The organism is Mesorhizobium sp. 43Arga, from assembly GCF_053714255.1.
Genome location: NZ_JBSKBO010000006.1, coordinates 269,117 through 283,606, shown reverse-complemented (window position 1 = coordinate 283,606; position 14,490 = coordinate 269,117). Strand labels below are relative to the sequence as shown.

The 14,490-nt window shown below is 55.9% G+C and carries 11 protein-coding genes and 6 pseudogenes; 6 read left to right on the top strand and 11 right to left on the bottom strand.

Annotation, left to right across the window (positions count from 1 at the left end):
* Window positions 1-116: 116 nt before the first annotated feature.
* Window positions 117-1,034, bottom strand: a complete 918-nt coding sequence (locus ACWGS8_RS22135; protein WP_454582890.1) for a hypothetical protein — start codon at window positions 1,032-1,034, stop codon at window positions 117-119.
* A 131-nt stretch (window positions 1,035-1,165) separates the two neighbouring features.
* Here ACWGS8_RS22135 and ACWGS8_RS22130 point away from each other — a divergent pair, with 131 nt between their 5' ends.
* The 5 genes and pseudogenes from ACWGS8_RS22130 (at window position 1,166) to ACWGS8_RS22110 (ending at window position 5,289) form a co-directional block, all read left to right on the top strand.
* Window positions 1,166-1,702: a hypothetical protein gene (locus tag ACWGS8_RS22130; protein WP_454582889.1), complete on the top strand. Its 537-nt coding sequence runs from the start codon at window positions 1,166-1,168 to the stop codon at window positions 1,700-1,702.
* Window positions 1,703-1,951: 249 nt separating this feature from the next.
* Window positions 1,952-3,664, top strand: a complete 1,713-nt coding sequence (locus tag ACWGS8_RS22125) for a UvrD-helicase domain-containing protein (protein WP_454583044.1) — start codon at window positions 1,952-1,954, stop codon at window positions 3,662-3,664.
* Window positions 3,546-4,379: pseudogene (locus ACWGS8_RS22120) on the top strand (UvrD-helicase domain-containing protein); the annotation flags it as partial. The gene ACWGS8_RS22125 and the pseudogene ACWGS8_RS22120, both read left to right, overlap by 119 nt.
* A 48-nt stretch (window positions 4,380-4,427) precedes the next feature.
* The gene (locus tag ACWGS8_RS22115; RefSeq protein WP_454583043.1) at window positions 4,428-4,652 is read left to right on the top strand and encodes a topoisomerase DNA-binding C4 zinc finger domain-containing protein; all 225 of its coding nucleotides are present in this window, start codon (window positions 4,428-4,430) and stop codon (window positions 4,650-4,652) included.
* Window positions 4,653-4,833: 181 nt separating this feature from the next.
* Window positions 4,834-5,289 (top strand): annotated as a pseudogene (locus ACWGS8_RS22110) (MucR family transcriptional regulator).
* Between the two features lie 458 nt (window positions 5,290-5,747).
* Here the strand turns inward: ACWGS8_RS22110 and ACWGS8_RS22105 are convergent.
* The 7 genes and pseudogenes from ACWGS8_RS22105 to ligD all read right to left on the bottom strand — a co-directional run.
* A pseudogene (locus ACWGS8_RS22105) lies at window positions 5,748-5,962 on the bottom strand (hypothetical protein); the annotation flags it as partial.
* A 48-nt stretch (window positions 5,963-6,010) separates the two neighbouring features.
* Complete coding sequence (locus ACWGS8_RS22100) at window positions 6,011-6,775, bottom strand: PDZ domain-containing protein (RefSeq protein ID WP_454582888.1); 765 nt, start codon at window positions 6,773-6,775, stop codon at window positions 6,011-6,013.
* Window positions 6,775-8,484, bottom strand: a complete 1,710-nt coding sequence (locus ACWGS8_RS22095) for a caspase family protein (RefSeq protein ID WP_454582887.1) — start codon at window positions 8,482-8,484, stop codon at window positions 6,775-6,777. Before ACWGS8_RS22095 ends, ACWGS8_RS22100 begins: the two co-directional genes overlap by 1 nt.
* An 11-nt stretch (window positions 8,485-8,495) precedes the next feature.
* Window positions 8,496-8,981: a DUF1353 domain-containing protein gene (locus ACWGS8_RS22090; RefSeq protein ID WP_454582886.1), complete on the bottom strand. Its 486-nt coding sequence runs from the start codon at window positions 8,979-8,981 to the stop codon at window positions 8,496-8,498.
* Between the two features lie 610 nt (window positions 8,982-9,591).
* Window positions 9,592-9,976 (bottom strand): annotated as a pseudogene (locus ACWGS8_RS22085) (alpha/beta fold hydrolase); the annotation flags it as partial.
* 389 nt (window positions 9,977-10,365) lie between these two features.
* A pseudogene (locus ACWGS8_RS22080) lies at window positions 10,366-10,579 on the bottom strand (ArdC-like ssDNA-binding domain-containing protein); the annotation flags it as partial.
* Between the two features lie 166 nt (window positions 10,580-10,745).
* Window positions 10,746-10,934, bottom strand: coding sequence for a non-homologous end-joining DNA ligase LigD (gene ligD, locus ACWGS8_RS22075; protein WP_454582885.1), 189 nt, complete (start codon window positions 10,932-10,934; stop codon window positions 10,746-10,748).
* A gap of 8 nt (window positions 10,935-10,942) precedes the next feature.
* Between ligD and ACWGS8_RS22070 the strand changes: the two genes are divergently transcribed.
* Window positions 10,943-11,071 carry a hypothetical protein gene (locus ACWGS8_RS22070; RefSeq protein WP_454582884.1) on the top strand — a complete coding sequence of 43 codons (129 nt, stop codon included), beginning with the start codon at window positions 10,943-10,945 and terminating at the stop codon, window positions 11,069-11,071.
* Between the two features lie 23 nt (window positions 11,072-11,094).
* Here the strand turns inward: ACWGS8_RS22070 and ACWGS8_RS22065 are convergent.
* The 3 genes and pseudogenes from ACWGS8_RS22065 to ACWGS8_RS22055 all read right to left on the bottom strand — a co-directional run.
* A pseudogene (locus tag ACWGS8_RS22065) lies at window positions 11,095-11,340 on the bottom strand (polyhydroxyalkanoate synthesis repressor PhaR); the annotation flags it as partial.
* 119 nt (window positions 11,341-11,459) lie between these two features.
* Entirely contained in the window at window positions 11,460-12,224 is a 765-nt protein-coding gene (locus tag ACWGS8_RS22060; RefSeq protein WP_454582883.1) for a hypothetical protein, read from the bottom strand.
* A gap of 353 nt (window positions 12,225-12,577) precedes the next feature.
* Window positions 12,578-14,392: a hypothetical protein gene (locus ACWGS8_RS22055; protein WP_454582882.1), complete on the bottom strand. Its 1,815-nt coding sequence runs from the start codon at window positions 14,390-14,392 to the stop codon at window positions 12,578-12,580.
* Window positions 14,393-14,490 lie beyond the last annotated feature (98 nt).

The window sequence follows — 14,490 nt, the reverse complement described above, 5'->3', positions numbered from 1 at the left end:
GCCCTAACCTTCTTCTCTGAAATCCTGTAGCGAAGCGTGCCGCAAATCGCGTTCGCCAAGGAGGTGCTTCACGCGACCGATGAGCCCCGGCTTAACCCACTGCGTCGCTGGCCGCTTCATGCCCTTCGGCGCCGCCCCTGCGTGCTCCTGGACGCGTTGCCAAAGCTGTCGCGCATCTCCCGGTTCAAGGTAATGAATGCCGAGCCGACATAGCGGCCGGTGCCGCGCTCCGCCATCAACGCAAAGGGTGGCTTTCCAGGCTCCCGCTCGACACCAAGCAGCTCATATTCGTCGACCGAGTATGCCTTCGTCTTCAGCCAGGCCGTCGAATTGCCGCTTGGGTATTTGCTGTCCTTGCGCTTCGAAACCATGCCCTCCAGGCCGGCCTGCTCGACTAGATGGCGCCAGCGGCAGATATCGCAATGAGCGACCGGCTCCGGATAGGTGCCGCCGTTTCCGTCCAAGGACACGGTGAAGCGTTCCCGGACATTGCGGTAGTAGGCGGCATAGTCGCTGACCCGAAAGGCCTCCGGCGCGAAGCCGGTAAGGGGCGCGACAACGTAGGCGTATTCCGGCACGAGGCCCTGCACCTGCTCGACGAGGTCGGAATAGATGCAGAGCTGCAGCACCGTCCCGCCCTTGGTCTCGCGGGCGAGCTTTGTGTCGACGACTTCATAGGACCAGGCGCCGAGATCGCTTGGCGTTTCGACGCGCCGGAGGATGTCGGCCCGGCCGATGAAGGGCGGTGCGCGCAGCGCGGCTTGCACGATGATCAGCGCACCGGCGTGCATCGCCTCGATCGTGGCGGCCACCGAGCCGTCATCGATGCCCCTGCCCTCGATGACCGCTACCGTAAAGCCGGACGCGCGCAGGTGATCGACATAGGCCGCCTCGTGCTCGGCGCCGCGCTGCTGCAGGATCTCGAGCAGCGGATCCCAGATCTTCGGCTTTTCGAGCGCGCCGTCTGCCACCTGAAGGTCAAGCGCCGTCAGGTGGCCGCAATTCAAGTAGCCGACCAAGTCGGAGGCGCTCAACTGTAACTCGGAGCCGATTCTCAGCATAAACAAAGTCTACGCGAGTTAGTGATAATCCGGCAATTGCGAGCATGCCGAACAACACTTTTCTCTTTACCAAATCTTCCCCATAGCGCCCTTACGTTGCGCTCATGACGCTCGATGAACGCAAATATCCCGGTGAGCTTGCATCCCCACAACAGGTCCACGCCCTGGCTGAAGAATACCGCAGAGCAGCAAGTCTTCTCCTTCAGCTCGGCCGACCCGGCAAGCCGCTTACCCGAGCACCGTTCAGAATGGCGGCAATCCATGCGATCGAACTCTATCTAACCGCGCTTCTGCTCCACTTTGGGCTTAATCCCAATCAAATCCGCAAGATGCAGCACGACCTGTCGTCGAGGGCCGAACACGCCATGGAGGCCAGGCTGAGCCTTCGCACCAAAACTGCAAAGCATCTCCAGTCCCTCAGCCAGAACCGGGAATATCTCGTCACCCGCTACGGACCGGAACTCGCAGCAACAGCCTCGCAGATAAACCGTCTCACCGCTACCCTTGATGAGGTGGCGACAAAGGTCACTGCATTGACCACGCTTCCTCCGAGAAGGCCGAAGCAATCACACCCAGCTACCGACGAGCTTCAAGGCCAGAACCCACCAGCCCCTTATCCGAATCCATCGCCAACTCGATGACATGCTTCCAAGCGCCGAATCCGACGGACATGACAAATGCGCGCCCGTAGCAACGGATCACGCTCCAGCGACCGCTGAGAAATACCCAGGCACTATTCAGCATGAGTACTGGGATAATTTGGAACATCTCAATCTGTTCATGATAGCCGGCTCTTCGGCACCATTTGCATACGGGACGCACGAATCGTGGCTTTGACCAAATTGCTATCTGGCCGCTCGCGCACCTACCGGCCTGGTTTCTTTGCGCGGATGTTAGCAGCCGGAAAATGGAAGCTGACCCTTGACCCGAAAAACTCGGGACATTTCCGGCTGGCTCAAGATAGCGAGGTAGAGCTTAGCTGCCTCGATATCGTGTCTATTTCCACCAGCAAGGCCCTCTTATGGCACACTGTGGAGATCCGAGCCCGCAGCAGGACAAACACTTTATCGGCACTATCGGGTGACGCGGCCGCAGAACTGACCGCGGACCTTCATGCCTTCATCAACGCTCACCTCTTCGGGCTGATCGCCACCGAGAAGGAGCGCCTGCTCGATGTCGACGGCAGGCTTCGGCAGATTACCGAAGGCAACAGACAGTATCTTGCGCAGGCCGATCTTGGCAGGGCCATTGCTAGCGTTCCCGGCGCTGCGGCGGCTGCCCTCTCTCACCCGCTTCTGGACCCAGACCTGATGCCGCGAGCGCTCAAGGCCTCCCTCCCGGCCTCGTTCTCCATGATAACGGACCCGGGCGTCCGCCATGCCTACAACGAGGCTTTCGTCAGCTCGGAATTGATCAAGTTCCGGTCGTTCTTTGACGATCTCGACCGGCGCTCGTTTTCCAACCAGCAGCGCGAGGCCTGTATCCGCCTAGAGGATAACAACCTGCTGGTGGCCTCGGCAGGGTCGGGCAAATCCGCGACGATGGTCGGCAAGGTCGCATACGTCCTGGAGAAGCAACTCTATCGGCCCGATGAGATTCTGCTCTTGGCCTTCAACAGAAACGCAGCCGATGAACTCAGGGCGAGGATCGCCGCCCAGTTGCAGGTCGCGGAGGACGCCCTGGAGTGTCGCGTTACGACATTTCATGCGCTTGGGCGTGGAATCATTGAGGAGGTCGAGGGTCGGCCACCGCAGCTCGCCAACTGGGTGGATCATCCCGCTGGCGAAACCAGGGTCATCGAGGCGATAATCCAGAACCTTGTCGAGAGCGATCCGGAATTTGCCCGGCTGTGGAGCGAGCTTCTCGTCGTGCATCCCAAGGCCGACATCCCGATCGAGATATTTGACGGAGAGGCCGACTACCGGCGCTACGTATCGGACACCCTTAGAAAGGGTAGCGCCACGATCGGTTCGCTGTCGGAAGTAATCGTAAAGTCGTTGCAGGAGAAGAAGATCGCCAACTGGCTTTGGCTGCATTCAGTCGCGTTCGAATACGAACGGCAAATTGCGGTGGAGGAAGACGGTGGCAGCATCCGTCATCTGCATCCGGATTTCTACTATCCGCAGACCGAAACTGTGCATGAGCATTTCGCGCTCGATGCGGACGGAAGCTCACCCTTTGCGGACTATGCCGAGCACGCTGAGAATAAACGGCAGGCATATCGCCGCAATGGGAACGATTTCTTCGAGACCACTTCCGCTCAGGCCAGCGACGAGACGCTGCTAAGCACGCTCGAGTCCGAACTGGCGCGTCGCTCAATACCCTTCGAGCGCAAGAGCTACGCCGAAATCACCAAAGCGCTCGATCCGGTGGTTATCAAGCACTATGGACCAGCTGATTTCCACCTGCTTGAAGCACATACGTGCCAGCCACCTCACCCTCGACATGCTGCTCGAACGTGCCAAGACCTTGCACGACAAGGAGCGCGCGACGCTATTCGCGCGCGTGGTCTGGATGATCACTCAAGCGTATTCCCGAAAGCTCGAGGAAACGAAACGGATCGACTTCGATTCGATGATCGCGGATGCGGTCCGGCTGGTTGAGACAGGCCGATATCGAAGCCCTTATTCGCTGATACTCGTGGATGAGTTTCAGGACATTTCCGAGCCGCGCGCTAACCTCATCAAGGCGCTCAAACAGCAGAAAGCGTTCAGCAAGGTCTTCGCGGTTGGAGACGACTGGCAGTCGATCTATCGCTTTGCCGGATCGGACATTACGATCTTTACACGGTTCGAAGCGAACTTCGGGACCAGTTGGCAGGGGCGCCTTGAACAGACGTATCGCTGTAATCAGCTCATTGCCGAAACGGCCGCGAAGTTCGTCCAGCGCAATCCTGAACAGATCAAGAAGTCCGTCCGCTCAACGCGACCGGCCGTCCCGCGATCGATCCGTGTCATTCCCATTGAGGATAAGCGCGACAAGCCGGACTTTGCGGCGGCCTGTCAGCGCCTGCTCGAACGGCTTGACGCCGCTTTGGGTGGCATTGCCGACCGGTGGCGCGACGAAAAGCGCGGCAAGCTCAAGGTTTTGGTTTTGTGGCGCTACAACGTCCTCGATCCATTCGAAGGGCGGCCTCCGTCCTTTGCAAACATTGAGGTGGCCGGGCTGTCGTTTCACCGGGCAAAGGGCCTTGAGGCCGACTATACGATCCTGCTCGATGTCAGCGAGGGCAACTACGGTGTACCAAGTCGCATCGAGGACGATGAGCTGCTGAACCTGGTCATTCCTCGCCCCGAGACCTTCGCTTACGCGGAAGAACGGCGCCTGTTTTACGTGGCGCTGACGCGCGCGAGCCGAGGGGTCTATATGCTCACCAATCGTCGTCAGCCATCGCGCTATATCCATGAGCTTTGCGAGATCGCCGGCGACGAAGTCCGCTTCGAGACGATTGAGGGGGCCGAATTGAGCCAATGCCCGGCCTGCCTCATCGGCCAATTGGTTGAGCGGCGCAACAAAGACGGATCGATGTTTCGTGGATGCAATCAGTTTCCGGACTGCAAACACACTGAACCGAAAAGCGCAGTGCGATGACGGTGATCACCTGCACTCATTGTGACGATGGAACCCTCTAGGAACTCACATTCTAACGAGCTCTGAGCTTTGCTTCAGCCTGACGAGGGAAGCGGCTAGTAGATTTATCTCGGCATCGCTCAAAATTGCGATATACAGAAAGTAGGCGATGCGGATTTGACCCCATACCAGGAGTGATTACTTGAGTGATCAAAACGAAGCGGTGACGGCCGATCTGGTCGGGCTGACGGCAGACATTGTCTCCGCCTATGTCAGCCAAACCCCTTGCCCGTCGCTGGGTTGCCAGACCTCATCGCGTCGATCCATTCGTCGCTGACAGGCCTTGGTCAGCCGAATGTGCCCGATCAGTCTCAGCAGGAACCCGCCGTCAATCCGAAAAGGTCGGTGACGCCGGACTACATCATCTGCCTGGAAGACGGGAAGAAATTCAAAATCGCTGAAACGTCATCTTGCGGTTCACTACGCGCTCACGCCAGACGAATACCGCGAAAAGTGGGGATTAAAGCCAGACTACCCGATGGTTGCGCCAAACGACGCGGCCCAAAGATCTAGGCTAGCGAAAGCGGCGGGGCTCGGACGCAAACCGCAACCTACCGCGACCCGAAAGGCGCCTGCCAAGCGCAAGCCTAAGGCTTAGTGAAGGCTGGTTGTCAGAGCCTCAAACGTTGGGCGCACCGTGACGGGCATTTAGCCTGTCGAGAACGTGGTCCATGCCACCTGATTTCGAGCGATCTTCGGCTGCCTTCAGCTGCAGGCACTCAGCCTCCGGCAACGGATCGACGCACGTCTAAGGTGAATATCGACTCCGACAGAGCCGCGCCCAGCCGCCCACCGTCACCCCGCGGAGGTGCAACGAAGCGGTCTGTCCGCATTCACCCCAGAGTTTCCCGACCGCGGTCGCGCATCGCCGACATCTGCCGAAAATCGAAATCCTCATAGCCATCGCCTGTGGCCCGCGGTTCCTTACTCGGGACGCCTGCCGGCGCCCGAAACTCTTCATGAAAGCGGAAGGGTGCCACAGCAGCGACGATATGAGCTGATCCCCTAAGCACTGGATCGCCCGCTTGGCCAACCATCAGGGCGATTGCGATCACAACCAGCAGCGCTGCGAGGGACTATCGAAGCCCTGAATGCCAGCGCCGATGCGACGACCACAAGGCCCATGGCCTTGTTGAGGATCACGGCCTCCAGGCCACAAAACGAAAAATGCTCCGATCAGGAGCGTCAGGCGAAACTCTGCCACCACCCAATCCGATCAAGCCACCAAGAGGCAGGAAGCGATTGAGATGCGCAGGTTGACATTTGCTCATCTCGAACCGGGTTATCAATATCATCAGTATCTTCGTAATCCTAACCTGCTAGTTACAATACGCTCTATACACAGTATACTTACATAACTGACATAACTTCGCAAGTTGTGACAAGGTTTTTGCCATGTCATTCAGATCGAACTTTATTGCTTCAGGACCGTCAAATACCACTCGACCGTCGGAGGAATAAGGCAAAAACACAAGAAAGGGCGCAGACAAAACAATATGAGCCCCTCCACGCAACACCCCTATCTTGACAGGTTTCGACACTGGAAGGCCCGCCAATGCCTCCTGCAATTCTCTGATGTCCGCCACGGGACCACCGTTTATAGATACGATAACGTCGCCGCTCCTAATACCAGCGCGGGCCGCTGGAAACGTTGGCGCGACACTATATACAACGGCCCCTTTGGATACTACGCCCTTCGGCGCTGTTAGTATATGAACGCCGAGAGACGGCCTGGAGACCAATGGAATGTGCTCGCAAGGCTGACGGTTTCTGTTCATATAGTCAGTGAAGACTTTGACATTCGCGTCAAATACACCGCGCGCACGATCCAATGCATCCTTGGTCACACACGATCGTATCGCGTCCTCCGCCCGCTGCGCAAAAGTATCTGAGCGACCACATCGAAGCAAAAGCGCCTCTTCCATCGCAAGGGACTGAAGTCGCTCGGAGAACAGATTCTCTTGCTCTTTATTCAGCCATTTGAAATCCAGCTTCCCGTAGCCGTCGTCTCCTACAGCATCATTACTTAAACAAAACAATGCAACCACTATCGCGATTGCGATCGTACGAACGAGCGCCACCATTAAAATGATCCCGTGTCAGCAATAACCGGCCTTCCAGAAAAAGCTTGTGTTACGACAATTGCCGCGCCCATCGTAAAACCGAGTATCAATCCCACAGGAGTGCCGTATACCAATCCTCCGAATCCGATTACCGAAAAAGACCAAAGATCAGCCTCAAGCCATCCGATTGTACGATCGACCACTCCCAAAAGATACAATGCGCCAAATAAGCTAATCGCGCCGATCGAGCCCAAAGCAAAGGCGCCTACCGTGCCTAATAGGCCAGCGATTACGCGGCGGCCGGTCAATCGCTCAAAATCGAAGTTAACCACCGTGAAAATCACAATCGAACTTCCAACAATAGCACCAGGTAACAAAAATGCCGGTGTCAGACCGGGTCGATCCAAATCCCCAAAATACAAAAGCAGAAACGGTGCTGTGAGCGCGCCTGCGATTGCTCCCCCGACGCTCGCACCTAACACGGTCTGGATACGCGACGGTCTGTTCGTTACCCGAACGCTCCAGATTCCGATACTAACCCTCGTACCGAAAATAGCCATAGTGCCAAGAACACACGCCGATAGCGAGGTGGCAGTACCTATTTCCAGCAGAGTGGCGCCCAGCGATTCCGGCTCCGTTCCCCCGGTCAAATTCATGTACACATTCCACAGCCAATGGTATGGCACTGCTATAAAGATAGCTCCGGGCAGAGAGCCTATATATCCTCCAATGGCCCCCTGTTTCACACTGACCAGGAGATGCCGCTGGAGCGATATATCAGCACCGGAGTGATATCGAAACTTGCCTCGAACGCGAGAATAGACCCCTTGCATCCCGCTCAGGAGAATAAGGAGCGATATCAGTGGTGACAATCCAGCATATAGGATGGTAGCTGGCGACTCATTTGCCCACAGCACTAGTGAATAAGGGATAAGTGAAACAAATAGTCCGACAAAGGCCATAAGGTTTCCAGTATATAGCAACAGCGTTCCCGGGTTAAAAAAGAATGGCTCCATCAAAGAGGACTGATCCCACGTGTGTTGTCGGCCTTGGGTGGAGATCAACACTTCTTGCCGTACTCGACTGGTCAAGTTAGACAACGGGAGATCCACAGATCCCAGGTATTTAACTAAGGCGCCCGTAAACGGGCTTAGCGCCTGATCTCCATCATATGCAACACCTCCCGGCGCCGCAGCAAAACCAATGAAGGTGTTGCGCTGCGCTTCGATAGCTGCGAGTCCGTTACCGATGCTGTCTTTCCCGTCGATGAATATGGCCCTGTCTCTCGATATCAGCTTCAATGAACGAGCACCAATTGCAGCTTCGCCCGGAGCTGCACTGCGACATGCGTCCAGCAATACGATTCTAACATCGCTTCGGGTTGAAAGTTGATCAATTACATGTTGTAGCCGAATAAGTTTCATGCTGCCGACCTCACTATCGTAGTCGATCGGAACTAGATAATTTTGCTCGTTTATTTGAATGCCGTGCCCAGAGAAATATAATAGACACACGCTATGTGTTGACGGCTCTTGACGATCTATGAACTGCTCAATTGCGGTGTTTAGGGTCGCATATGTTCCATTCTTAACCATATCGACCTTGAATCCAAGCCCTTCGAGGGAATTACCCATAGAGTCTGCGTCGTTCGCCGGGTTCGAAAGAAATAGAGATCCGTGGTACGCGCCGTTACCTATTACCAGAGCGCGTCGCGAAGGTTGTTGGAACATATACGCTCTCCCTAATCGTCGAACACGTCCTCACAAAGCCGCCACTCCTTCCATGTAATAGTCATATCGCTGGGAACTCGCTTGAGTACTCTGCGACTGCCGGATGATCTCTCGTTGAGATTATGCTGCCATGCGGTGAAGCCGGCGGTGCGCACCGCACCGTATACCATCAGCGCTTTGGCAGGGGACACGGCGAGTTCTTTCATCGATATTCTAAACACATTGTCCGCCGCCTTGCGCGAGCAGGGCTGAAACCAGTAAAGGTAGTCATGAATTATGGCTGGGTATGAGTACGCCGCCGCAGGCGGGAATAAACTCCAAAAGATTCGTGGTGTGCTGGCAAGGTCTGTTACAAACCATTTTGGCACACGGACATAAGTACAATCTCCATCAACGGGATTGTCCGCGCGCCATTCGAGGCTTGCGTTGGTGTAGAAATAATCCCAGTCGGCGAATGGCGTAACGGGGACCGGCGCTCCAATTGCTTTGGTCGCCATCAAGAGCGCCTTAAGAAATTCCGTCCTCTGTTGAGGTGCAGTGCCAGGCATCGGAGCCCCCTGTCACTATGCAATGAATACGCAATAAACTCCATTACCGGCGAGGCGCCTAGTCATCTCGCCTGGGAAATTGCCACGCGTTTTTCCGCGCAGGCCGTAAGATGAAATCTAACGCTTAATCGTCCTATTGTCACGCTGCGGGCGCTTGAAGAAACGCAGTGCCGTCAGAGCGCTCGTCGCACACATCACGCCGAGCTTCAGTTCGCAATAGCGGGGTGCCTTTTCCTCGATCTCAAGAAACACGGTGCGGCATTCGGCATCAATTCGGGCAACTGCGCTGTCGCCACCTGTAGCGTCGAGCCAGTCGATCGCTCGGTACGCCGAATGAGCTGGTTCCGTAGCAACGCGTCAAGTTCGACAAGGCGTTGTTCCGCTTAGGAGGTCCCCTCGGAGGCTGCACATTCGTGAGTAGCGGAGAGTTCATCTGACTCGTGGTCGGCGCAGCGATCCTTCGCGCTCAAGTTTGCCAACCGCTGCTTTGCTCGGCGACGATGCCCGTGGCGCCGAGGGCGCTGCCACTCGCAGTGTGCGGCGCTAGCTGACCCTGCGCCGGCAATCCATCCACGGTTATCAACTTTCGCACCAGATCGGGATGGTCCATCGCCATCCTGAAAGCGACCAAACTGCCTCGATCATGCCCGGCGACGAAAAAAGTATGGTGGCCCAGCCGCTCCATTAGATCGATCAGCGCTAGTGCCTTTGACCGCTTGGACGAGAATCTGCTTTCCGGATGGTCAAACGGTTTGTAAGAAGCCCCAAAGCCGGGCAGGTCGGGGCATACGATCCGGAAATCTTCGGCAAGCAACCTGTCCCCATGTCATATGTGTGCGAGGGTGACCATGGAGGAGAAGAAGGGGCGGACCAGACCCGCCATGCCGCAACCGGATGAGGCCCTCATTCGTTTCAATCATTTCAAGTACGAAATTGTCGAACATTTAGGGTCCTCAGATCCGATCGGTTATCAGCTGAGCAACTCACAACAAACGTAATGGTTCAGTGTGGACGCCTGCGGAGGCTCGCTCCTGAAAGCTCCGCATTAATGCAATGCGCGCATGGACCATATTTGCCCTCTGCGCGAGAATCCAACCAACGCCCTCGGGAGGCTGGTCGACAAGGGTCGGCATCAAGGGCGCGACAAACTTCAAACGCATGCACGGAACTCTGACAGACCGCCATTAAATAAGATTGAGCTAAAATAGTTCCAAAACCGGAAATCCGAGCGCGAATGCAACAAAGCGAGGGTAATCCACGTTGCGCATCGAATTGGACGCTAGGAGCGCGACGGTGCCAAAATACCACGTCGAGGAAATGGACGGCGATGCCGTCACGGCCACCCAGAGCAGAAGCACGTTGATGCCCGAATAGCGCCGCCCGGTGGCGGCGTTCTTCGGCATGGCGAGCGGCGCCTTCGCCGCCGCCGTGCCCCAGGGCTGCACCCAGGGGAAGCGGCCGACCCCCAGCTCGGCGATGATCTTGTTGGTGATATCGTCATAGAGGCTTGCCCGGTCGGCGCCGACGCGAGCGCAAGGTCTGGACATCGCGGTTCTCCGCGACGGTCGCAGGAGGCCCGTCCTCCAGCTTTCAACCCGTCACGACAAACCGGTCCGTACTCTCACTCCAGACGGCGATGCGGGGGCCTTCCGCAGAAGCGGGACGCTCTCGAATTTGCGGCAAAGGCAGTCCGCGCCAAATTGGCGAATGTCGCTAACCATCTAGTATGGTTATTGCTACCGGACTGCGTGGCGGATGCGGTCGGGGCATGCCTGGCAGTCTGTGCTTCTGAAAAAAGTCTGTTGCAGGTCGCCCTCGGTATCGCGCACCAAGCGAAAGCGGCCCATCCTGGATGTGCGGCAGCATCTTCCCGGCGACCACGGCGTAATAGGCGGCGAGCATGGGTCACGTTGGCCCCGGGATACAAGGCGACGCGGTCGAACACCTCGGTCTGCTTGTCCTTCACCGATGCCGATGTGGCGGCGCTCGACGCCGACGGTCACGCCTCGGGCAAGGAGCCTGGTGTCCTACAAGCGTGATTTGGCTTTGCCGGCTGGCCGGCTCACGACATCGTATCGAGCTTGCGCTGCATGGCCGCGATCTGGTCTTTCAGCTGCTGCAGATCGTCGGACTTCTCCGGCGGCGCGTCCTTCCTGGCCGGCTCGGCGGGAGCCGCGGCCGGCGCCGAGCCCGCGGGCGGGAAAGGCGTGAACAGCAGCATCGCGTTCTGGAACATTTCCATGTTGCGGCGGGTCTGTTCTTCCAGCGCCTTCATCGGCGTCGCCATCTTCATCACATCGAGCGGGGCGCCGTAGCGAGCGAGTGGCGGCTTTGCGCCTCATTGCCGACGTTGCAGCCCCGCTGTGAACTTACTCATAGCGGTCGTTAGCCTTGGAGACACCTTATCGAAGCGACCGCTTTTCGTAGCTACCGTCCGATTTTACGGCGATAAATCGTTAGTATATCGTCATAAATAAACGAGGGGAGTTGTGATTTTTCCCCGTATTGTTTTTCCGCAATCTCTCCAAATTTGGACAAAATCGGCGACGACATGGGAACCTCTAGCGTGTTTGACTCATAAGTCATAGTTGACCTGAACGTGGCGAAGCCGAGCGTAAATTTGACTTCCACCGTTACAGATGGTTTCCATCTTATATTTACGTTCCCACTGGCATCTATATTGGCGATTGTATCACCAAAAGTTGACAGTAGCGAATGTATAGATTTTTGTCCGCCTGCTTCAAACTCGGTTACCGATAAAACCTTATTTCTCTTTACGATAGAAATAGAAATATTACCGGTATCGTCAACATATTTGAATGGCGAAAAATTGGCATCCATAGAGGCCACTCTATTAAATTCCGATTGCACCAGCAGGTCGGCAGCTCTTAAATCAAATGCTCTCTCTACTTCATTAAGTATTTTCGCAGCCTCTTCGTCGTCAAGGCATTTTCGTTCAAGGGCTTCGCATTTGGCAGAATTTTTTCTCGCCTGCTCCAAATACGATAGAATCGCACCACCAGGGTCAAATACCGAATTACTTTTCTTTCGATTGCAATTCCTGGAAGCAGGCAACCAATTAGCATAGCTGTTAATGTCGAAGTCTTTCGGCAGACCGTACCAATTTAATATATAAGCTAATCTGTCAGGATTACCGAGAAGGCTCTCAGGTATTATATGGTCTATCTCCATGTTAAGTAAATTTAGGGGCTCTCCGCTTAAGTAACATTTTTTCCCGTGGATCGAGAGAACAACCCACCGTTCTACAGCGGAGAATCGGTACTTTCTGAGCGACATAGTTCCGACCGCGTAAGGCTGATTTTGAGCCAGCTGATGCCACTATACTCGGTCGGTGTCGCTTTTCCAGATCTAATGACGCACAGCAAGCGGCGGGCAGTATCAGTACCTGCAAGCAAGCCATCCCTCGGTCTGCGAAGTTGAAGGTGAGGCGACCATCGCAAAGTTTGTCAGCCAGTGAAACGCTTGGTATCCGGCTCATTCCAGCCTTTCATTCAGCTTCGGAGTTCCAGAAAGCGGATTGTTCGCTACGGCTGACAGACGATTGACCCAGACGCGCCCACCTCTGTACAAGCAGAAAAGAAAGATTGCAGGAGCCAATACAGTTGTACAAATGTGTGGGTTGGCCGCTGCCCAGCTTGGATAGCGGCAAAGGCGTCCGAGACCGCACGCTTGCTAAGCGACGACGTTACAATTATCGCTCGCCGCCGCACATCGGGCGCTGTTCTTGCACGCACGATGACTTCGCCAAGGTCCCCCTTGTTGTTCCGAACGGTCCTCGCGATCTGTGTCGGCTGGCCTTGGGCGTTGTATGTGGCGTTCCAGCTCTGGACTTTGGCCTGCATTCGCTCAGGCGGAAACATCATATTGCCAAGGTTCTTAATCGCCTGACTGACTGCAACGTGAAACGATCCGGCACTAAGCGTCAATTCATCATGTTTCGCGTGGTAGAAAGATACCTGGACGAAACCGGCCTCTTCCTTGATGCCAATGAAGTCAGCCCACTCATCCCCAAGGTCGTCGCAGATCAGGACGTCATCCTGCGCGCCAACGTGGTCGACGATGGCCCCGAAGGTGGAAGTCCCGTCGAATGCCACCTGGCCAGCTACGAATGCACCCTTCTCGTCGACAACGGTCTGCAGAGATGCATCCGAATGTAGGTACGGAAGAAACGACGCCCCTCCATCCAGCATGGTTTCATCCCGAAACACCTGGCCGTCGATGTACGAAAGTCGAACGTCATCGAAAAGTACGATGAAGCAATCTTCGTCATCGAGATATGAACATAGCGATCGACGTTCCGGATCCGCTCCTAACGGAAGACCGAGGGTCTCCACCTTCACCGTGGCAGCCATGCCGAGAGTCAACGATCTGAGCGCAATGCGACTCTTGTTCAGACTTATCGTGGCAAGCTCGTCGTCGCTGCCTGGTAACTTCGCACCACGCAATCTCTCATTCCCTTCGATGGCGAGCGCTTGGTCGAGCTGGCTAAGGAGCTCGTTGAGCTCATCAGCGGAGAGTTCCATGACTTCGTCGCCGACATAAACCAGCCGTATGGTGGCTTCGTCGCCTGCGGCCGCGACCGCGAGTCGCGCAGTGTCCACCGCGAGCGCTGTGGGTTGTGACGCGGCAAGGGCATCTGCAAGCGACATGGGCCGCGCAAATGTCCTGATAAATGGCGAGACATCGACATGATCGACACGCAGGGCGTCGATTATGTTTTGGGCGAACTCGATCAACTCACCGTGACTCACCTTGTCCGATCGAACTCCAATGCGACCTGTGCTCGGGGTTGCGGTGCTATAGATGCCATCGATCGAAACCATATATGTCTGCGGGGCGTATCGTCGGCTGCCGGCCGGGCCTACCACATTCGCAAGGTTCGGGGCCTCCAAGGTCTTGTTCCTCATCACATACGGTGACAACGACATGTTGCGCATTCGCATTTTCTGGAACACCGCGTTCTCTCGCGCGATTGCGCCTTCCATCCGACTAACCGCGATCGGCGCAAAGTGCCGGGACTTGAACGCAGTCGGCAAGCCGAGGCGTGAGGAAAAAAGCGCCGCATGCCCGTGATACTCAACCAGCATCAAGTACCCGCAGAGCTTCTCTTTTACACCTGATGCCGGATCGAGAAATGCAGGCGGCGTTTCGTACTCGAAGCAGATGGCCGACCACCGCGTATTGCCCTGCATCTCACGGATGTGCCTGAAAATGTTGTGCGCGGTTACGCCGTGCGTCTTGCGAAGAGCTGTGAACATATCCTCCACAGCTTTATCGCTTAGATTCTTCCTGATAGTGAAAAACGTCGCTGATTTCACAACTGTAAGGTCGTCAATCATACTTCCTAACTCCGTCAGCGGTTTCACGCATGAAACTACATTATATCGAGTCAAATGCCGAGTGATCGCAAGCCTCGATTTAATTACCGTCGAGACAC